This is a genomic window from Mesorhizobium sp. L103C131B0, assembly GCF_000502275.1.
GTDB lineage: Bacteria > Pseudomonadota > Alphaproteobacteria > Rhizobiales > Rhizobiaceae > Mesorhizobium.
Genome location: NZ_AYXC01000016.1, coordinates 237,053 through 257,502, shown reverse-complemented (window position 1 = coordinate 257,502; position 20,450 = coordinate 237,053). Strand labels below are relative to the sequence as shown.

17 protein-coding genes and 1 tRNA gene are annotated in these 20,450 nt (G+C 63.4%); 11 read left to right on the top strand and 7 right to left on the bottom strand.

Annotated features, from left to right (window positions below; all coding sequences use genetic code 11):
* Nucleotides 1-179 precede the first annotated feature (179 nt).
* The 3 genes from X730_RS141715 (at nt 180) to X730_RS141725 (ending at nt 4,307) form a co-directional block, all read left to right on the top strand.
* A complete protein-coding gene (locus X730_RS141715) occupies nt 180-1,961 on the top strand; it encodes an ABC transporter ATP-binding protein (RefSeq protein WP_023698727.1) in 1,782 nt (593 codons plus the stop codon).
* Nucleotides 1,962-2,089: 128 nt separating this feature from the next.
* Complete coding sequence (locus X730_RS141720) at nt 2,090-3,040, top strand: hypothetical protein (RefSeq protein WP_031197190.1); 951 nt, start codon at nt 2,090-2,092, stop codon at nt 3,038-3,040.
* A 52-nt stretch (nt 3,041-3,092) separates the two neighbouring features.
* Entirely contained in the window at nt 3,093-4,307 is a 1,215-nt protein-coding gene (locus tag X730_RS141725) for a hypothetical protein (protein WP_023827120.1), read from the top strand.
* 47 nt (nt 4,308-4,354) lie between these two features.
* Here the strand turns inward: X730_RS141725 and X730_RS141730 are convergent, their stop codons facing one another.
* The 3 genes from X730_RS141730 to X730_RS141740 all read right to left on the bottom strand — a co-directional run bounded on the left by X730_RS141730 (nt 4,355) and on the right by X730_RS141740 (nt 8,956).
* A complete protein-coding gene (locus X730_RS141730) occupies nt 4,355-7,741 on the bottom strand; it encodes an acyl-[ACP]--phospholipid O-acyltransferase (protein WP_032910236.1) in 3,387 nt (1,128 codons plus the stop codon).
* 130 nt (nt 7,742-7,871) lie between these two features.
* A complete protein-coding gene (locus X730_RS141735; protein ID WP_023668598.1) occupies nt 7,872-8,159 on the bottom strand; it encodes a YiaA/YiaB family inner membrane protein in 288 nt (95 codons plus the stop codon).
* Nucleotides 8,160-8,269: 110 nt separating this feature from the next.
* Complete coding sequence (locus tag X730_RS141740; protein WP_023827118.1) at nt 8,270-8,956, bottom strand: PspA/IM30 family protein; 687 nt, start codon at nt 8,954-8,956, stop codon at nt 8,270-8,272.
* Between the two features lie 107 nt (nt 8,957-9,063).
* Here X730_RS141740 and X730_RS141745 point away from each other — a divergent pair, with 107 nt between their 5' ends.
* Nucleotides 9,064-9,672, top strand: a complete 609-nt coding sequence (locus tag X730_RS141745) for a TetR/AcrR family transcriptional regulator (protein ID WP_023827117.1) — start codon at nt 9,064-9,066, stop codon at nt 9,670-9,672.
* Between the two features lie 102 nt (nt 9,673-9,774).
* Nucleotides 9,775-11,736: an acyltransferase family protein gene (locus X730_RS141750; RefSeq protein ID WP_081726890.1), complete on the top strand. Its 1,962-nt coding sequence runs from the start codon at nt 9,775-9,777 to the stop codon at nt 11,734-11,736.
* 47 nt (nt 11,737-11,783) lie between these two features.
* Here the strand turns inward: X730_RS141750 and X730_RS141755 are convergent.
* Nucleotides 11,784-11,859, bottom strand: a tRNA-Ala gene (locus tag X730_RS141755).
* Between the two features lie 148 nt (nt 11,860-12,007).
* Here X730_RS141755 and X730_RS141760 point away from each other — a divergent pair.
* On the top strand, nt 12,008-12,298 hold the full coding sequence (locus tag X730_RS141760; protein ID WP_023668602.1) for a YggT family protein: 291 nt from the start codon (nt 12,008-12,010) through the stop codon (nt 12,296-12,298).
* 13 nt (nt 12,299-12,311) lie between these two features.
* The gene (locus X730_RS141765; protein WP_023827116.1) at nt 12,312-12,623 is read left to right on the top strand and encodes a DUF167 family protein; all 312 of its coding nucleotides are present in this window, start codon (nt 12,312-12,314) and stop codon (nt 12,621-12,623) included.
* 116 nt (nt 12,624-12,739) lie between these two features.
* Here the strand turns inward: X730_RS141765 and X730_RS141770 are convergent, their stop codons facing one another.
* Genes X730_RS141770 through X730_RS141780 form a run of 3 tightly spaced genes read right to left on the bottom strand, consistent with a single transcriptional unit; the run spans nt 12,740 to nt 15,510 of the window.
* Nucleotides 12,740-13,621: a MurR/RpiR family transcriptional regulator gene (locus X730_RS141770; RefSeq protein ID WP_023704979.1), complete on the bottom strand. Its 882-nt coding sequence runs from the start codon at nt 13,619-13,621 to the stop codon at nt 12,740-12,742.
* Nucleotides 13,622-13,669: 48 nt separating this feature from the next.
* Complete coding sequence (gene ugpC, locus X730_RS141775) at nt 13,670-14,737, bottom strand: sn-glycerol-3-phosphate ABC transporter ATP-binding protein UgpC (protein WP_023824321.1); 1,068 nt, start codon at nt 14,735-14,737, stop codon at nt 13,670-13,672.
* A 2-nt stretch (nt 14,738-14,739) separates the two neighbouring features.
* On the bottom strand, nt 14,740-15,510 hold the full coding sequence (locus tag X730_RS141780; RefSeq protein WP_023688835.1) for an SDR family oxidoreductase: 771 nt from the start codon (nt 15,508-15,510) through the stop codon (nt 14,740-14,742).
* A gap of 178 nt (nt 15,511-15,688) precedes the next feature.
* Here X730_RS141780 and X730_RS141785 point away from each other — a divergent pair, with 178 nt between their 5' ends.
* The 4 genes from X730_RS141785 to X730_RS141800 all read left to right on the top strand — a co-directional run bounded on the left by X730_RS141785 (nt 15,689) and on the right by X730_RS141800 (nt 20,444).
* Nucleotides 15,689-16,921, top strand: a complete 1,233-nt coding sequence (locus tag X730_RS141785; RefSeq protein ID WP_023736814.1) for a sugar ABC transporter substrate-binding protein — start codon at nt 15,689-15,691, stop codon at nt 16,919-16,921.
* 331 nt (nt 16,922-17,252) lie between these two features.
* Nucleotides 17,253-18,122, top strand: a complete 870-nt coding sequence (locus X730_RS141790; RefSeq protein WP_023681441.1) for a sugar ABC transporter permease — start codon at nt 17,253-17,255, stop codon at nt 18,120-18,122.
* The gene (locus tag X730_RS141795; protein ID WP_023668609.1) at nt 18,119-18,943 is read left to right on the top strand and encodes a carbohydrate ABC transporter permease; all 825 of its coding nucleotides are present in this window, start codon (nt 18,119-18,121) and stop codon (nt 18,941-18,943) included. Before X730_RS141790 ends, X730_RS141795 begins: the two co-directional genes overlap by 4 nt.
* Before the next feature lie 25 nt (nt 18,944-18,968).
* Entirely contained in the window at nt 18,969-20,444 is a 1,476-nt protein-coding gene (locus tag X730_RS141800) for a M81 family metallopeptidase (RefSeq protein WP_023827115.1), read from the top strand.
* The last annotated feature ends 6 nt before the right edge of the window (nt 20,445-20,450 follow it).

Here is a 20,450-nt window from a genome sequence, read left to right as displayed (position 1 = left end):
CGGCGCCGCACCCCCACCCCGCTGCTTCGCAGCGACCCTCCCCACAAGGGGGAGGGTAAAGCGCTGCCACCCTACCCCCCCCTTGTGGGGAGGTCGGACCGGAGGTCCGGGTGGGGGGCAGCGCCAAGGTTTGTGCGAATGGTGCGACGGAACCAATCCGTCGCAGGGCTCCACCCACAATGACCCTCGCCGACACCCCCGTCCTCTCCATCGCCAACCTCTCCGTCAGCGTGCGCGGCGAGGACGGCGAGCGCAATGTAGTCTCCAACCTGTCGCTGACGCTGGCGCGCGGTGAGACGCTTTGCATTGCCGGCGAATCCGGCTCCGGCAAGTCGATGACCGCGCTGGCGATCATGCAGCTTTTGCCGCAGCCGGCGGCGCGCATATCGTCAGGCATGATCCGTCTTCGGGATGGGAATCGGGGCGACACCGACCTAGCAACCCTCGACGAACGCCAGATGCGGCGCATTCGCGGCGACCGCATCGCCATGATCTTCCAGGAGCCGATGACCTCGCTCAATCCGGTGCTGTCGATCGGCCGGCAACTGACCGAATCCATCGAAGCGCATACCAGCCTGTCGTCGGCGCAAGCCCGCCAGCGCGCGATCGAGGCGTTGAAGGCGGTGCGCATTTCGGAGGCGGAAAGCCGGCTAAAGCAGTTTCCGCACGAACTCTCCGGCGGCATGCGCCAGCGGGTGATGATCGCCATGGCGCTGGCGCTCGAGCCCGACGTGCTGATCGCCGATGAGCCGACGACGGCGCTCGACGTCACCGTGCAAGGCGAAGTGCTGGAGCTGTTGCGCGACCTGCAGCGCCAGCATGGCACCAGCGTCATCCTGATCACCCACGATATGGGCGTGGTTGCCGAAATGGCCGACCGGGTCATCGTCATGCGCGACGGCCGCATGGTCGAAGAAGGCACGACATCGGATATTTTTGCCCGCCCGCAGGCCGACTATACGCGCGAACTGCTGGCTGCCGTGCCGCGCATCGGCAGTGGTGTCGGTCGACAGAAATCCAGGGATGCGATTGACGTCTTGAAACCGGCCAATGTCGCCGAGGTCAACGACCTGCATGTCCGCTTCGATCTGCGTGGCGGCATCTTTGGCCGGGTCACCCGCCGCGTCCACGCCGTCGAGGGCGTCAGCTTCTCGATCGCGCCCAACGAAACGCTTGCTCTGGTCGGCGAATCCGGCTGCGGCAAGTCGACGACCGCCAAGGCGCTGGCCGGACTGGCGCCGTATAGCGGCGACATCGTCATTGGCGGGCGCAATCTCTCCGGTCTTGGCCGCGACGAGCGCAAGGCGGTGCGCCGTGACGTCCAGATGATTTTCCAGGATCCCTTCGCTTCGCTCGATCCGCGCATGCGCGTCGGCGAGCTCGTCGCCGAGCCGCTGGTGATCCATGGCATCGCCTCCAAGGACGAGCGCCGCGAACGGGTGGGGGCGCTGTTCGAGCGCGTCGGCCTGTCGGCCGACCAGATGGAGCTTTACCCGCACGAATTCTCCGGTGGCCAGCGCCAGCGCGTCTGCATCGCCCGAGCGCTGGCGCTACGACCAAAACTGATCATCGCTGACGAAAGCGTCTCCGCGCTCGACGTCTCGGTGCAGGCGCGTGTGCTCGATTTGCTGAAGGAATTGCAGCGCGAATTCGGCGTCGCCTATCTCTTCATCTCGCACGACATGGCGGTGGTCGAGAACATTTCCGACCGCGTTGCCGTCATGTATCTCGGCCAGATCGTCGAGATGGGCACGCGCGACCAGGTGTTTTCCAACCCGCGCCATCCCTACACCAGGCGGCTGATCGACGCCGTGCCGGTGCCCGATCCGGCGCAGCGCAGAACGCGCTTCGCGCGCCTCGACCAGGAAATCCCGAGCGCCACCCGCAGGATCGGGGAGGCGCCGCTGAAGCTGGCGCTGAACGATGTCGGCGGCGGCCATCTGGTTGCTGCGGAAAGCTGAGCCCGCACTGGCTGGCAGCTGTTCTTTTACTTTGTTGAGTACAACCAAGAACTGCCGTCTCGGGTTTACCGCGTCTTAGGTGGACGGCGGCCACTATACGGTCGGAGTTCTTGCCAAGGGGAAAAATAGTGCTCAAGGCGGTTCTGCAGCTGCTGCCGGGTCGGTTCATGGATGTGCGCATGCGCGTATCCGCCGACTACGAGACGCGCGTCGTGGAGCGGCCCGGGCGCTGGATGAAGGCTGCCGAACTGGAGCAGCTGAGCAGCGATCTGCGGCTGGTAGCGTCCAAGACACTGAAGTTCGGCAGCCTGACCTATGGCGTGTTTTCCGGCGACCGCAGCCGGCTGGAACATTCCATCATCACCATTGTCTACCGGCGCAGCGACCGGCAGCCGATCGCCTTCAACTCGCTGGCGCTGATGGAGATATCGCTCGCCGGCAAGCCCTATGAAGTCTTGCACCTCGGTCTGGTCATGATCGATCCCGACGAGCGCAGCCGCGGGCTGAGCTGGATCCTCTACGGCCTGACCTGCTTCCTGATGTTTTTGCGCAATCAACTGCGGCCGATCTGGATTTCCAATGTCACCCAGGTACCCGCTGTCGTCGGCATGGTCGCGGAGGCGTTCAGCAATGTGTTCCCAGGACCGCATGCCGGCGCGCGCCGCTCGCTTACCCATGTGCTTCTGGCGCGGCAGATCATGGCGCGCCATCGCCATGTCTTCGGTGTCGGCCCCGAAGCTGGTTTCGACGAAGAGCGCTTCGTCATCACCAACGCCTATACGGGCGGCTCGGACGATCTGAAGAAGACCTTCGACGAGGCGGCCAAGCACCGCGTCGAGACCTTTAACGAGTTCTGCCGCAAGGAACTCGACTACACGCGCGGCGATGATGTGCTGCAGATCGGACAGATGAGCTTTCAGTCGGCGCGCACCTATCTCGCCGACGCGGTTCCGCGCGGCTCGCTTGCCGCCCTTGCGGTAGCAGGTGCGGCGGCCACGCTGCAGCGGCTGGTTTTGCCGGTGGTACACTGGGCCGATAGCACCCGCCAATGGAATGTGCTGAGACCATGGACACGCTGATGGCTTCATTCGTGGCGTCTCGGTTTATCCGCAAGCTGATGGCAGCCGGCCGATGATGAACCTCGACGGCACGCTCGTCGCCGACACCATCACCTCGCTAGCGGCGCTGGTTGGCCTGCTTGTCGTGATATCGATCATAGGCGGGCGCGACACGGGCGATCCGCTGTCGCGGCGCTTTCTATTCGGCCTCAAGGTGCTGGCAGTGCTGCTTGCCTGCCGCATCCTCGACTGGACCACGGGTCTTGCCTTTTTCCGGTTCGTCACCATCACGGCGGCGGGTCTGCTGCCGCTGGCCGCACTGCTGCTGACCGAAGGCCTGCTGCGCCGGCACGCGCCGTTCGGTCTCAAATTGTTCGCCGCCGGCGGTGCCCTGCTGTTCTTCCTTCTGGCGCCGATCCCGGCACGTTTCGCTGAACCATGGCGAATGGCGGTACTACTTGCCTTCCAGTTCGGAGGTTTTCTCGCCATCGGCTGGCTGGTGATGACGCGCGATCGCGACAGCCTGTCGGCGGCCGAAAACCGCACGGTCGAGCGCATGGCGCTGTCGCTGCTGTTGATCATTCCGTTCATGGTCACCGACTACCGGCCCGGCCTGTTCGAAGTGCCGGTTCGGCTTGGCGGCATCGCCATCCTGTTCCTGTGCTGGCTGACGATCGGCCTTGGACGCGCCAGCCTCGGCCATCGCGACACGATCGGCGCCTTTACCGTGATTACGCTGAGCTCGGTTTTCGCCGGGCTGGCGCTGGGCGGCATCGACGATCTCGGCTGGCGCGGCAGTGTGCAGGGCGTGGTGATCGTGCTGTCGGCGACGCTGCTGGCAGTCATCTACAATGACAGCGTCAGCCTCACCGCGGAGAAGCGCCGCGACTCGTTGCTGAAGCACATGGCCGAGGGTGATCTCACCGACTCGGCGCGCTTCCTGCGCGGCCTGCAGAGCCATATCCTTGTCGACGGCGCGCTGATCCTGCCGGCAGGGGACCTCGGCGACTTCGACCTGAAGGTGCTGGCCCGTGCACTGGAGCAGGAGCCCGTGCGCTCGCTCGCCGATACGCAGCCGGGGGCGCCAGTCGACCAGGATATACGCGAGCAGCTGGCATGGCTGTTCGAGAAATTTGAGGCGACCCATGTGCTGCTGGCGACGCTCGAGCCGTTGACCGTGGTGGCGCTCAACATGCCGGCGCTGGCATCGTCGCCGGGCGTGGAAATGGAGCTGCGGGCAGTCCAGCGCATGGCGATGCTGATCTCGCAGCGGCATGCGAAGGGTTGATCATCTGAACGGGCCGGCTCTTGCGTCGGCCCGTTGCCGTAGCCGGGTCAGGCGGCCTTGGTCTTCAAGGCCTCTTCGTCGCGCACCATTTTTGTCACGGCGGCGAAGTCGAGCTTGCCGGAGCCAAGGACCGGTACCTTTGAGACCACCCGCACTTCGGCCGGGACCATCAGGTCCATGGCGCCGTTGGCCTTGGCGTAGGCGAGGAATTCCGCTCGTGTGGCGCCGGATGCCTCAGTGATGAGGATCAGCTTTTCGCCCTTGCGCGCGTCGGGCACCGTGGCGACCGCCGACAGCGAGCCCTTCCACAATTCGCCGGCCAGCGCTTCGACAGCGGCGAGCGAGATCATCTCGCCGCCGATCTTGGCGAAGCGCTTGGCGCGGCCGCGAATGGTGATGAAGCCGCCTTCGTCGATAGCGACGACGTCGCCCGTATCATGCCAGCCGTCCTCCAGCGGTTCGAGCACGCCGGGCTTCTCGGCCCGGAGATAACCGGCCATGACATTGGGGCCGCGCACGAACAGCCGGCCGCCTTCGTCGACGCCGGGGACCGGATCGAGGCGGTATTCCATGCCGGGCATGATCTTGCCGACGGTTCCGGAGCGATTGTACATCGGCGTGTTGATGGAGATCACCGGCGCCGTCTCGGTGACGCCGTAGCCCTCGAGGATGCGTAGGCCGAACTTCTCCATATAGGTCATGCGCGTCGCTGTCTTGACCGGCTCTGCGCCGGCAAAACAATAGCGTATCGAGCGGAAGTCGTAGGGGTGCGCGGTGCGGGCATAGCCGGAGAGGAAGGTGTCGGTGCCGAAGATGATCGTCGCGTTCGAGCCGTAGATCAGTTCCGGCACGAGGCGGTAGTGCAGCGGCGAGGGGTAGAAATAGACCGGCACGCCGGAGATCAACGGCAGCACCGTGCCCGCGGTCATGCCGAAGGAGTGGAAGATCGGCAGCACGTTGAACACCTTGTCGCCCGAATGGAAGTCGATACGCGACGCCGCCTGGGCGGCGTTGGCCAGGATGTTGCGGTGGGTCAGAACGACGCCCTTCGGCGTGCCTTCCGAACCCGAGGTGAACAGGATCACCGCCGCATCGCCGGGCTTGCGTTTCGCGCGTGGCGTCGACTTGCGCAGCAAGCCGAGCAGCTTATCCTTGAGACTGATGGTCTTTCTGAGATCGTCGAGCCACACGATGTCGACCGAGCGACCGAGTTCCTCGACTACAGCGCCGAGCTTTGCCTGTTCGACGAACGCGCGGGACGTCAGCACGGTGCGGACTTCGGCGGCCTTGCAGGCGGACAGAATATTGGCAGCACCTGCGGTGAAGTTCATCATCGCCGGAACCTTGCCGGCGGACATGACGCCGAGCAGCGTCGCGCAAGAGCCGTTGGCGTTGGGCAGCATGATGCCCAGCGTCTGCTGGTCGGCATAAAGGGTCTGGAACTTCTCACCAAGCACGGCGGCAGCCGTGAGCAGCTTGCTGTAGCTGAGAGAACCGGTGACCGGATCCTGAACTGCGAGCTGTTTCATGCCGCGTTCGTTCGCCGTCTCGATGATCTTTTCCAGTACGGTCTTGTCGATGTCCTGGGTGCGGAAAACGAGATCCGACATCACCTGGTAGAGCGCGGAACCCGCCGCGGCGCGGCGCTTGCGGCCCTTCAGCTCCTGCGGCACCTCGAGCTTGACCGGTTCCAGAATAGTCACCTTGACCTTCGGGAACAGGCGGCGGCGCACATGCTGCGAGCTCAGCCGCGAGAAGTAGGTCTTCTCCAGCCCGTCGATGCGCACCGGCACAACCATCGAGCCGGTCTTGTCGGCAACCATGGCGGCGCCGTCATAGACTTTCATCAGGCCGCCGGTCACGGTGATGCGTCCCTCCGGGAAGATCACCAGCGGGTCGCCGCCCTGCACGATCTTGATCAGCGTGCGGGTCGACATCGGCTTGGCCGGGTTGAGCGGCAAGGCGCGGGCAAGTTTCATGAACGGCTTCATCCACCAAGCCTGGGCAATGGTGTAGTCGATGGCGAAGACCGGTTCCTCATCGGTCAGCGTCAAGGCGAGCGGACCGTCGAGGAAGCTGACATGGTTGAGCGCCAGGATCGGCGCCTTGCCGGCCGCCTTGAGGTTTTCCATGCCCTCGACTTCGAGGCGCAGGAAAGCGCGGAACAGGATGGAGACGAAGTCACGGAAGGGGTTCGTCGGCAAATATTTCAGCATCAGCCAGGCGGCAATCGCATTGGCCGCGACGAGGCCGAACAGGATGCCGCCGGTCGAGACCTTCGTCTGGATCAGGGCCATGATGATGCCGCCGCCAGTCATGAAACCGGCATTGACGATACTGACGGCGGCGACGACCCGGGCGCGCCGCGCTTCGGGCGACCAGGCCTGCACGGCGGCGAAGGTCGGCACCACCAGGAAAGCGGCTGAAATGGCCATGCCGGCGAGGTCGATGGCGACGCGGATCGTGTTTGGGCCGGCGAAGAATGCGCCAAGGGTTTCCGCCTGGGGCGACGGCGTCATGCCGGAGATGGTCCAGGCGAGATGCAGGCCGAACAGGGCGAGCAGCGCCGTGCCGACCGGTGCCGGCAACAGCACGATGCGGCCCTGCGACATCCAGGCGGCGATGGCCGAACCGATGGCGATCGAGACGGCGAACACGGCGAGGTAGACGGTGACGGCCATTTCGTTGCCGCCGAGCGAATCCTTGATCAGGACCGGCAGGAGCGAGAGCACGATGGCGCCGATCAGCCAGAACCACGACGTCATCAGGCCGGCGCGCCAGATGCGCGTGTCGGTGCGCAATTCGGCGACCTGGCGCCAGGTCGAGCGGAAGATGTTCTTGTCGATGACAAGGTCGGGCGCCGCCGAACCGGTGGACGGGATGTAGCGGCTGACGAGCCAGCAACCGACGGCGAGCGCCATCATGATCGGTCCGAACACCGCGACGCCGATGCCATCGGCGGAAACGACGCCGCCGGCTATGGTGCCGCCGAGAATCGCGGCAAACGTGGCTGACTCGATCCAGGCGTTGGCCTTGGGCAGTTCCTTGCGTTCGAGGTGATCGGGCAGGATTCCGTATTTGATCGGTCCGAACAGCGCCGAGATAACGCCGAACATCAACAGCGCCGTCATCAGCACGGGAATGGACGACAGGGCGATGCCGACGACGGAGACACCCGCCGCGGCGATCTCGGCGAATTTCAGACGCTTGGCTATGAGAGCCTTGTCGAAGCGGTCGGCGAGCTCGCCGCCGAGCGCCGACAGGAGCAGGAAGGGGGCCATGAAGACGGCGCCCGCCAAGGTGACCAGTGATGCCGCCTGGTCCGCCGCCAGCGTGAACAGAATAAGGAACACCAGCGTGTTCTTGAGGAAATTATCGTTGAAGGCGGACAGGAACTGCGTCCAGAACAAGGGCGCAAAGCGCCTGGACGTCATCAGATGAGCTGTCGGTCGGTTGATCGGGGCGATTTCCATAGCGGCGACTTCCATTGGGCATGACCGATTAAAATCCTGGCTGGATTGATCAGCGGTCTTGCGCGTTGAGCCTTGTTTAGCGGGAACCCGGTTACACTTCGTTACTGCGGCTGACTTCCATCAGCAACTTCTCGGTCTTGGCGTCTTCCAGCCGGTTGATGAAGCGGCTTGCCTCTTCCGAGTCGCGCAGCGTCTTGGTGATGGTGATCGAGGTGTGCACGAGCATGATGGCGGCCATCGCATAAAACCCCTTGGCGGCGAAGCTCGCCTCCATGAAGTAGATGCCGCCGGCCATCATCGTGGCGGCAACGGCGAAACTGGCCATGGTGAAGGTCTTCCAGGCGCTTGAGTCCTTGGGGGAATAGGTGTTCGGGGTCATCGATATGGTCCTTTCGTTTCAAGGTTAGGTTGGTTGGGCGTGGGTCTGTTTCAGGCTGGATACAATCAGGCCGGATACAATCAGACTGGATACAATCAGGCCGGGTACGATCAGGCCGGCTTGGTCATGGTCTTCGTGAGCCGTTCGAGCACGGCGTCGGCGCTGCTTCTCAGCGGCGCGCCGCAGCCGGCGGCCGCAAGCTTCTCTGAGACCGCGGCAGGATCGCCCGACTGTTCCATCTCGGCCATGGCGGCCGCGGTGGCGTCGATCTGCTTTTGCCTGGTGCGCAGGCGCAGCAGCGTCTCCTCGGCGTCCCTGAGCGCCGACAGGCTGGAGCCGGGCGCGCTTTCTCGCAGGCGCTGGGTCGAGTCGACCGCGGCAACGATGCGCTGGCCGCGCTGCAATTCGCGCAGGCGCATTTCGGAGACGCGGATAATCCGCTTGAGACGCTCGATCTCGGTGCCGAAGCTTTTCTGCGCCTCGGCGGAGGCGTCGCGTTCGGCTTCCAGCATGGCGATGGTTTCGGCGGCTTCGCGGGCCAGTTCATTCTGTCCCTGCTCGATCGCGGCGATCGTGCGCTTCTCCAAATCGTCGATGCGGAGGACAAGCTTCTTGAACTGCGCGAGTTCCTGTTCGTTCTGGGCGATGGCAATTGCAACCGCCCGGCGGGCGGCCGCGATAGCGTCGGCGCAATCGCGGATCTGCTGGCGCAGGATTATCAGCGCGTTGCGGTCGACGACCGCCTCGGTGGCTTCGTAGCTTCGGCCGCGAACGAGAGCAAAAAACTGTTTCAACATTTCCGTTTCTCCTCTATGAACATTGTTCACGAGGCAAAGTAGCACATTGTGAACGGCGTTCAAGGAGAAAATGAACAGTGTTCATGATTGCGCATAAGAGAAGGTTAATGGCCGCAAAACGGGACGCCAAACGCGAGGACCTCAAAGGCAGGCTGATTGAGGCCGCGCAAGCGCGCATCCAGTCCTCGGGGCTCGCCGGTCTGCGTGCGCGCGACATCACGGCCGATGCCGGCTGCGCGCTGGGCGCGCTCTACACCGCCTTCGCCGACCTGGACGAGCTCATCCTGCACGTCAATTCGATCACACTGGCCAGGCTGGGGGCGGCCCTGCAGCAAGAGGCGACCGGCGTCGCCGAGCCTAGGGCAAGGCTGAAGGCGCTGGCCAAGGCCTATCTCGGCTTCGCCCGCGACAACCGCATGGCGTGGAAGGCGCTGTTCGAGCACCGTATGGCGCCAGGCGTGGCGGTGCCCGAATGGCATCTGGCCGAACATGCGGTGCTGGTCCAGCATCTGGTTGAGCCGCTGGCCCAGCTGCTCCCGGCGGCGGCAACGCCGGAGCTTTTGGCCTGCGCGCGCACGCTGTTCTCCGCCGTGCATGGGATCGTCGCCATCTCGCTCGAAGACCGTTTCATTGGCCTGGCGTCCACCGACCTCGAAAGTGAGCTGCTGGGTTTCGTCGACACGCTGGTGAGCGGACTGGAGACGGAAAGGGAATGAACTGCTGCGATCGGCTCTTGCCTCACGGCACTCTGCCCTTATGAAGATCGTGGCGCGGACTGCCGGTTGATCCAGGCCGGCTGAGACTGTTGGGGATATCCGGTGACAATCGATCAGAACCGTCGGTTTCGACCCGAAATACAGGGGCTGCGCGGCTTGGCGGTCGCGCTTGTCGTGGTCTATCACATATGGCCGGATGTGCTGCCTGGCGGATATGTCGGCGTCGACGTCTTTTTCGTCATCTCTGGCTATCTGATCACGGGCCTGCTGGCGCAGATGGCGCTGCGCGGCGGCCGGATTTCACTGATCGAATTCTACTCGCGACGGGTGCGACGGTTGTTGCCGGCAGCAACCCTGGTGCTGCTGGTGGCATTGCTGGGCACGCTGCTTTTCATCTCAAAGGCGCGCTGGGAGGAAATGGGCAACCAGATCGTGGCGAGCGCTCTTTATGTCGAGAACTGGCGGCTGGCCTCGATTGCGGTCAGCTATCTCGAGGCCGACACCTTGCCGAGCCCGGTGCAACACTACTGGTCGCTTTCCATCGAAGAGCAGTTCTACATCGCCTGGCCGTTGGTGATGATCGGCGTGATCTGGCTGGCGCGCCGCCGTGACCTTCCGCTGAGGGCCTGCTTGATCGGGGCGTTGTCGCTCATTTTCGCGGCATCACTTGTTGCCTCTGTCGTTTTGACGGCGACGGATCCGGCCCAGGCCTATTTCGTCAGCCATACCCGCCTGTGGGAATTGGCGCTGGGTGGTCTGCTGGTGCTGACCGAACACCAGTTTCGACTGGCGGCACTCACTAGACAGTGGCTGGCGATCGCCGGCATCCTGGGCATCGTTGCGTCCGCCTTGCTGTTTTCCGCTGCAACTCCATTTCCCGGCGTCAGTGCGTTGTTGCCGACCTTGGCCACAGTGCTGGTCATCCTGGCTGGCGAGGTTGAAGTCGGCCGGTTTCGTGGGCTCGATTCGTTGCCACTTCGTTTCATCGGCGATCGCTCCTACTCGGTCTATCTATGGCATTGGCCGCTGATCACCATCTCCCAGGCGCAGGGTCATTCGCTGACCCTTGCCGGCGGTTTCGGCCTGATTGCGGCGACCCTGCTTCTATCGGATCTGTCCTATCGATATGTTGAGCAGCGCTACCGGCAAGCTCGGGGCGGCGCCTGGTGGAAGCCGCTGGGATACGGCACCGCGGCGGTTCTCACATGCGTGGCCGCATCCGGCAGCCTGCTGCTCTTTCTGAAGACCGAACGCATCGACACCGCGCTGATCGGCACGCCTTCCTACCCTGGGCCCGCCGCTCTCGTCTCCGGCGCCGTGGTCCCGGACGGTGTGAACCTTCTGCCGCCGCTGGCCCGGCTGAGGCGGGACGTGCCGGTCGTGTATGCAAGGAAGTGCCACCAGGAGGAAAGCTCGGAGCCCAAACGATGCTCTCTAGGCGATCCCACGGGTGCGAAAACAATGGTTCTGGTGGGAGATTCTCATGCAGCCCAGTGGGTGCCGGCACTGGACAAGATCGCAAAGGACCGCAACTTCAAACTGGTTACCTTTACAAAATCCGCCTGCCCATTCACCCGCGTGGCCATCACGGCGGATGGCAAACCCAACGTCTTATGCGCGCAGTGGCACGAAAAGGTGCTGGCCGAGATCCTAAAGCTGAAACCGGATCTGATCTTCACCAGCCAGTCCAATTACGGAGCGGTTCAGCAAGACGTGATGATCGAGGGGCTGCGAAGTCTCTGGGGCGGGCTGACGGACGCCGGCTCGCAAATCGTTGCCATCCGCAACACGCCCTATATGAAATTCGACCCGGGCGAATGCCTGAGTTCGACCCCAACGAAATGCGTCACCAAACTGAGCGATATTGAGCGGAGCAACGTGTTGGCGCTGGCCGCGGAAGGACAGAAAAATGTGCGCGCCATCGATATGCTCGATGCCATTTGCGGGCCGCAACTATGCCCGGCAGTTGTCGGCAACATCATCGTCTGGCGGGACAGTCATCATCTGACCGCCAGCTACTCGCTTGCCCTGGCGCCCTATCTCGCAGCGAAGGCGGGGCTTTGACGAGACGTCTCGGAAGTTAGATGTGTCGACAGGCAGGAAAATTCCGCTGGTGGAGCTGAGGAGGATCGAACTCCTGACCTCGTCATTGCGAACGACGCGCTCTCCCAGCTGAGCTACAGCCCCGTCCAGCGGATGGCGCATTTATCGAAGGCTGCGGTTTCCTGTCAAGGCGGGGTTTTGCCGAATTCCCTTGTGCCCGGTGCTTGCAGGCGACCGGCCCTTGCCGGTTTCGCGCGCAATGGCTACATGTCGGCAACAATCGGAGACCGGCATGCTCGCCCTCATTCAAACAATCGTCATGGCGCTGGACCTGTACTGGTGGGTCATCATCGCCTCGGCGATCTTTTCCTGGCTCTATGCGTTCAACGTCGTCAACTCGCGCAATCAGTTTGTCGGCAGCATCGGCAACATGCTCTACCGGCTGACCGAGCCGGCGCTGCGGCCGATCCGTCGGTTCATGCCCGACCTCGGCGGCGTCGACATTTCGCCGATCATCCTGCTTCTGCTCCTGTTCTTTCTCAGGCAGCTCATTCTCACCACGATAGCGCCGCTGGTCCTGTGAACCTGACGATGGCATGAGCGCGCCATTCCGCTTGCGCGCTGACGGCATCGACCTGTTTATCCGGCTGACGCCGAAGTCTTCCGTGGACAGGCTCGGAGGCGCCGAAACATCGGCCGACGGGCGCAGCCATTTGAAGGCGCGCGTGCGCGCCGTGCCGGAGAATGGCGCGGCCAATGCGGCGCTGGAACGGCTGGTGGCCAAGGCGCTGGGCGTTCCGGCATCGGTCGTGTCGGTCATTGCAGGCGGCACGGCGCGGCTGAAGACCGTGCGTGTCGGGGGTGATCCGGCGGTGCTGGCGCAGCGTATCGGGGCGCTCAGCGGCTGATCGAAGATCCAGCGTTGCGGCATGCAGCCCCTTGATCTGTCGGCGGAACAGCGCCCCCTCTGTCCTGCCGGACATCTCCCCCACGAGGGGGGAGATTGGCAGTTTCCGCCCCACTCTCAATCCCCCAGCGGCAACTTCGGATCGTCGACCTTCAGCGTGTTCACGCTCTGCTTGATGCGGCGCAGGTTTTCGAGAACCCTGGGTCCGCGCGTTTCGGCCACGGAGGTGACGATCATGTCGATGATCGACAGCAGAGCATAGCGCGACGAGGTCGGCTTGTAGATGTTGCCGTCCTCCAGCGACTGGAACTGGATGACGGTATCGGCGGCCTTGGCGAGCGCTGATTCCGGCGGGGTTACGGCGATGGTGGTGGCGCCATATTGCTGGGCGACCTGCACGGCGTCGATCACCGAGCGCGCATAGCCGGACACCGAGAACGCGATCAGCGTCGTCTCCGATGTGGCGACCGCGGCATACATGCGCTGCAATTGCCCGTCGATCTGCGCCAGCACCGGCACGCCGAGCCGAAACAGCCGGTTCTGCATCTCGGTCGCCATCATCGAGGAAATGCCGCCGGAGCCGATGCACAGCACATTGCCCGAACTGACGATGCGCGCGGCCACGCCCACCAGCGTCTTCATGTCGAGGTTTTCGCTGGCGCGCTGGATGGCGGCGATTGCCGCTTCGGTGATGGCCGACGCAATGCGCTGCTCGCGCGCGTCGCGGTTCAGCGGTTCGGGCGACAGATACTGGCCGCCAATGGCGATCGCCTGCGCCAGGTAGAATTTGAAATCGCGCAGACCCTCGCAGCCGAGATTGCGGCAGAAACGGGTGACCGTCGGCTCGCTGACGCCGACGCGCGCGGCAATTTCCGAGATTGCCGCCTTGGAGGCAAAGTCGAGATCGGTGAGCACGAGACCGGCCAGGCGGCGGTCCGATTTGGTGCCGTCCTGCGACATCAGCTGCAGGCGCGTGATGATGTCGGCCGGCGTTTTCATTTCTGGGTTGTCGTCTTCATCGTGGTATTTTCGTTTTCATGCCGGCGCTCATAGCGGCAGGCCTGTCGCCGTGTCGAACAGATGGATGTTGCCCGGCGCTACCGAGACCGGCAGCAGTTCACCCGGCTTGACCTGGATCCGGTCGCGGAACACGGCGCGCACCGTGTCGGCACCGATCGCACCATAGACATGGGTTTCCGAGCCGGTCGGCTCGACGACATCGACCTTGATCGCCAGGGCGTCGACAGCCTCGCCGATGACGAAGTGTTCGGGCCGTATGCCGGCCTCGACCGTGCTGCCAGCCGGCACCGTCTTGCTGCCGAGCGCCAGTCGCCCTCCGCCGGCCGATTCGAACCAGCTTTTCTCGGGCGTCGTCTTCAGGGCGCCGGAGACAAAACTCATCGACGGCGAGCCGATAAAGGAGGCGACGAATTTGTTGGCGGGACGGTCGTAGAGCTCCAGCGGTGCGCCGACCTGCTGGATCTTGCCGCGGTCCATCACCACGATGCGGTCGGCCATGGTCATGGCCTCGATCTGGTCGTGGGTGACATAGACGATGGTCGATTTCAGCCGCTGGTGCAGCGCCTTGATCTCGGTGCGCATCTGCACGCGCAATTGCGCGTCGAGATTGCTGAGCGGCTCGTCGAACAGGAACACCGAGGGTTCGCGCACGATGGCGCGGCCCATGGCGACGCGCTGGCGCTGGCCGCCCGACAGTTCCCGGGGATAGCGGTCGAGATAGGAGAACAGGTTGAGGACGCCGGAGGCCTTTTTCACCTTGGCGTCGATTGCCGTGCGGCTTTCGCCGCGGATCTTTGGGCCAAAGCCGATATTGTCGGCCGCTTTCAGGTGCGGAAACAGCGCATAGGACTGGAAGACCATCGCGATGTTACGCTGCTGTGGCGGCAAATCGTTGGCGCGCACGCCGCCGATCAAGAGGTCGCCTGCGGTGATCGGCTCCAGCCCGGCCAGCATGCGCAGCAAGGTCGACTTGCCGCAGCCGGAAGGGCCGACCAGCACGACGAACTCGCCGCTCTTGATGTCGAGGCTGATGTTTTCGAGGATCTTGTGGCGTCCGAAAGATTTCGACAGGTCGCGGAACTCGACATCGGTCATGGTCAGGCTCCCAATATGTCGTCGATGAAGGGCAGGAAGCCGGCGGTCAGTCCGGCGTCGACCGGCACCACCGCGCCGGTTATCCCCGATGCGCGATCCGAAACAAGGAAGGCCACCGCTTCGGCCACTTCCGTGGCGTCGACGATGCGGCCGAGCGGATAGAGCCGCTTGAGCTTGCCGAGAACATCCGGGTTCTTGGCCAGCCGATGGTCCCATGCGGCGGTGCGGATCGAGCCGGGGCAGACGACATTGGCGCGCAGCCCGTTGCGGCCGAGTTCCACAGCGACCGCTTTGGCATAGGCATTGATGCCGGCCTTGGCCGCGGCATAGGCCGGGTTGCCGAAGTGGGCGATGGCGTTGACGGAAGAGATGAAGACGACGCTGCCCGAACCGCGCGCGGCCATTGCCTTGATCAGCGGATCGGCGAACAGCATCACCCCGGTCAGATTGAGGTCGAGTTCATGCGTGATCTTGTCGGGGGTCAGCGCTGCAAGAGTCTCGGCGCGCGTCCAGCCGGCATTGTTGATCAGGATGTCGGGCACGCCGTCTTTCTCGAGGATCGCCGTGATCGCGGCATCGGTGGAGATCCGGTCGAGAAGGTCGAAGACGTGGCGCGACGCCAGATGCGGACTGCCGAGCTGGTCTTGCGACTGGTCGCAGCCGACGACGCGCGCGCCTCGTTCGGCCAGCAGCGCCACAATAGCCGAGCCGAGCCCGCCGCCGGCGCCGGTCACCAGCACGGTCTTGCCTGCGAATTCGGCCGTTGAAACCACGCTGCGCGCCTCCCTGGGATCTACGATAATCGGAAAACGCTATTTTAAGAAATGTAATTAAGCAACAGGATAATCCGCTTGCACAGCGCGAAATCATGGATAATGTAGGAAAGTCACATAAAGCCGTGGCCGCCTCAAAGCCGCAAGAGTGCAGACGCAATCAAATGGGAGAGATCGAATGAAGCTTGCAAAATGGACTGTCGGCGTGATGGCCGGAATGAGCCTGCTCGCCCTAGCCGCGCAGGCAGATGCCGGCGAGGTGCGCGTAACCGTCGCCGAATACAGCGCCAAGACCGGCCCGTATTTCGAAGCGGTGAAAAAGGAATTCGAGGCAGCCAACCCGGGTATCACCGTCAAGTTCGAAGTTGTGCCGTGGGACGTGCTGCTGCAGAAGCTGACCACCGACATCACGGCCGGTACCAATGCCGACCTGTCGATCATCGGCACCCGCTGGCTGATCGATTTCGTCCAGCAGGATGTCGCCGAGCCGCTCGACGCCTACATCAAGCCAGACTTCAAGGACCGCTTCATCGACACCTTCCTGTCGCCGTCGATCATGGAGGGCAAGACCTATGGCCTGCCGATCGCGGCCTCGGCGCGCGCCATGTACTACAACAAGGAATTGTTCGAGAAGGCCGGAATCGCCAACCCGCCGGCAACCTGGACCGAGTTGCAGGAGGATGCGCGCAAGATCAAGGCACTGGGCACCGGCACGTTCGGCTTCGGCCTGCAGGGCAAGGAGATCGAGACCGACGTCTATTATTATTATGCGATGTGGTCGCAAGGCACCGAGATTCTCAACAAGGATGGCACGTCGGGCCTCGGCACGCCGGGCGCGCTCGAAGCCGCCAAGCTCTACAAGTCGATGATCGACGAAGGCCTGACGGAACCCGGCGTCACCTCCAACAACCGCGAGGACGTCCAGAACCTGTTCAAGCAGGGCAAGGTCGGCATGATGATCACCGCGCCCTTCCTGTCCAACCAGATCAAGGACGAGGCGCCGAACCTGAAATACGGCGTGGCCGCTATCCCCGCCGGACCGACCGGCGCGCGCGGCACGTACGGCGTCACCGATTCCATCATCATGTTCAAGAATTCCAAGAACAAGGATGAGGCCTGGAAGCTGCTCGACTTCCTGTTCACCACCGAACAGCGCGCCAAGTTCACGCAAGGGGAAGGCTTCCTGCCGGTGAACAAGGAAGAGGCCAAGATGGACTATTACGTCAACAATGCCGATCTGGCAGCGTTCACCGCGCTGCTGCCCGACGCCCGCTTTGCGCCGGTCATCCCCGGCTGGGAAGAAGTCGCCCAGATCACCTCGGATGCCATGCAGAAGATCTATCTCGGCGGCGACCCCGAGGCAGGCTTGAAGGAAGCGGCTGCCAAGGCCAACGCCGTGATCAAGAAATAGGGCGTATCTCCCTGCGCCCGGCGCGCCCCTGAGATCGGGGCGCGCCACACTTTCCTCTCCCTCCGGAGGGGGAGAGGTGGCTCGGCGAAGCCGAGACGGAGTGGGGGAACCACCTGGCAACCGCCGCGAACGGACATAGGAAGGGCAATAGGGGCAAACATCACCTCGCCTTGCGCCCCAAGGGTCGACCCCCCGAGCTTCGCTCGACACCTCTCCCCTGATCGACGGGGGAGAGGAAAGGCATTCTTCTGAAGCGCTGCTAAAGACCGATATGCAAGATTGATCCGAGCTGGCGTGCCAGCGCCACAGAACCACGGTACAAAACCGGCCGATGCAAAATCGCTTCTTGCCCTATCTGCTGACCTTGCCCAGCCTGTTGCTGGCGGCGGTAGTCATCTTCTGGCCGGTCTGGGACCTGATCCAGATCTCGACGCATGACGTCAGCCGCTTCGGCCAGCTACGCGACTTCAACGATTTCGCCAATTATTCAGCCTTCCTCGCCGATCCCGATTTCCTGGCGGCACTCTGGCGCACCGGCCTGTGGACGTTGCTGGTGGTCGGCGGCGCGCTGCTGTTGTCGGTGCCGGTGGCGATGATCCTCAACACCGATTTCTACGGCCGCGGCATTGCCCGCGTCATCATCATGCTGCCCTGGGCGGTGTCGCTGACGATGACGGCGGTGGTCTGGCGCTGGGCGCTCAACGGTGAAAGCGGCATGCTGAACTCGGCGCTGATCGGGCTCGGCCTGATCCATGAAAACATCCAGTGGCTGGCGCGCGCCGAGACGGCATTCCCGATGCAGGTGCTGATCGGCATATTGGTGACGGTACCGTTCACCACGACCATCTTCCTCGGCGGCCTGTCGTCGATCCCCGACGACCTCTACGAGGCGGCGGCCCTGGAGGGGGCGACGCCGCTGCAGCAGTTCCGCGAGATCACCTTTCCGCTGCTGAAGCCGTTCATCAACATCGCCATCGTGCTCAACACCATCTACGTCTTCAATTCCTTCCCGATCATCTGGGTGATGACGCAGGGCGGGCCGGCCAACTCGACCGACATATTGGTCACCCATCTCTACAAGCTGGCCTTCCGCATCGGCAAGCTGGGCGAAGCATCGGCGGTGTCGCTGCTGATGTTCGCCATCCTTTTGATCTTCACCATGATCTATGTGCGGCTTGCCATGCGGGAGCAGCGCACATGACGCCCAAGCTGAAGCGTACGATCATCGCCTGGCTGCTGCTTTCGCCGCTGCTCGTGGTGACGATCTTCCCCTTCGCGGTAATGTTTTTGACCGCGGTCAAGCCGCGGCAGGAGGTGCTGTCGCCGACCTGGTGGCCAAGCGAATTCCACTGGTCGAATTTTGCCGACATGTGGGTGGCGACCGGCTTTGGCCAGGCGCTGGCCAATTCGCTCTATGTCTCTGTTATCGCCACCGTCGGCGCCATCCTGATCTCGGTGCCGGCCGCCTATGCCATGTCGCGGTTTCGCTTTGCCGGCTATGGCGCCTTCCGCCAGTTCCTGCTGATCTCGCAGATGATCTCGCCGATCGTGCTGGTGCTCGGCCTGTTCCGGCTGATGGCGGCCTGGGGTCTGATCGAATCCACGACCGCGCTCGGCGTCATCTACATGGCTTTCAACGTCGCCTTCACCGTGTGGATGCTGCAAAGCTATTTCGACACCATCCCGCGCGATCTCGAGGAAGCAGCGTGGATGGAAGGCGCCGGCCGATGGCTGACCTTGCGAAAAGTGTTTCTGCCGCTTTGCCTGCCGGCAATAGCGGTGACCGCCATCTTCACCTTCATCAACGCATGGAATGAGTTCGTCGTTGCGCTCACAATGCTGCGCAGCCAGGAAAGTTACACGCTGCCTATCCAGGTGTTCTCGCTGGTCGCCGGCCGCTACACGATCGAATGGCACCATGTAATGGCGGCGACGCTGCTGGCGACGCTGCCGGTGGCAATCCTGTTCATCTGGCTGCAGCGCTATCTCGTCCGCGGGCTGGCGCTCGGGGCGGTCAAATAACGGCGCCATTCACAACGGAGCTTTCATGCGCATCTTCACCGCCTCGCTGGCGACCGAAACCAACACCTTCTCGCCGGTGCCGACCGACCGGGCGTCGTTCGAGATGGCGTTCTATGCCGGGCCGGGCAAGCATCCAGACACGCCGACCTTGTGCTCCTCGCCGATGGTCGCGCTGCGCCGGCGTGCGGCTGCCGAAGGGCTGACCGTCATCGAAGGCACCGCCACCTGGGCGGAGCCGGGCGGGCTGGTGCAGCGGCAGACCTATGAGTCGTTGCGCGACGAGATTCTCGGCCAGTTGAAGGCAGCCTTGCCGGTCGACGCCGTCATCCTCGGCCTGCACGGCGCCATGGTGGCGCAAGGCTATGACGATTGCGAAGGCGATCTGCTGGAACGGGTTCGCGCAATCGTCGGGCCCGACGTGGTGATCGCGGTCGAGCTCGACCCGCACAGTCATCTGACCCCAAAGCGCGTCGCGGCATGCAATGTCATGGCCTATTTCCTCGAATTCCCGCACACCGACTTCTATGAGCGCGGCGAACATGTCGTCGAGCTTGGATTGGCGGCGGCGCGCGACGAGATCAAGCCGGTGATCTCGACGTTCGACTGCCGCATGATCCAGGTGCTGCCGACCAGCCGCGAGCCGATGCGCTCCTTCGTCGACCGCATCAAGGCGCTGCACGGCAAGGACGGCGTGCTGTCGGTCTCGGTCATCCATGGCTTCATGGCCGCGGACGTGCCGGAAATGGGCACGCGCATCCTGGTCGTCACTGACAATGACAAGGCCAAGGGCGATGCGCTGGCGGAGAGGCTAGGGCACGAGCTTTACGCCATCCGCGAAAGGACGGCGATGACGATGCTGAACACCGAGGACGGCATCGCGCGGGCACTGGCCGTGCGCAAGGAAAATCCCGGCAAGCCGGTTGTGATTGCCGACATCTGGGACAATCCCGGCGGTGGCGTCGCCGGCGACGGTACGGTCGTGCTGCGCGCCATGCTGGAACAGGGCGTGGACAATTTTGGCGTGGCGACGATCTGGGACCCGATCGCTGTCACCTTTTGCCAGGCGGCAGGCGAAGGCGCCGTCATCGACCTGCGCTTCGGCGGCAAGGCCGGGCCGCTGGCCGGCGAACCGATCGATGCGCGCGTCAAGGTGTTGAAAGCCGTCCCCGAGGGCTGGCAGAGCTTCGGGCCGAGCCGGGTGACGCTCGGACCGACGGCGCTGGTGCGGCTCGAAGGCACCGAAATCGACATCATCCTCAACACCAACCGCACGCAGACCTTCGAGCCGGATGTCTTCTCCAACATCGGTGTCGATCCGTTGTCGAAGGACATATTGCTGATCAAGTCGACCAACCATTTCTACGCCGGCTTTGAACCGATCGCGGCGGAGATCATCTATGTCTCGGCGCCGAGCTCGTATCCGAGCAATCCGGCGGTGACGGATTACAGGAAGCTGACGCGGCCGGTGTGGCCACGGGTGGCGGATCCTTGGGCAGTATAGGCTCAC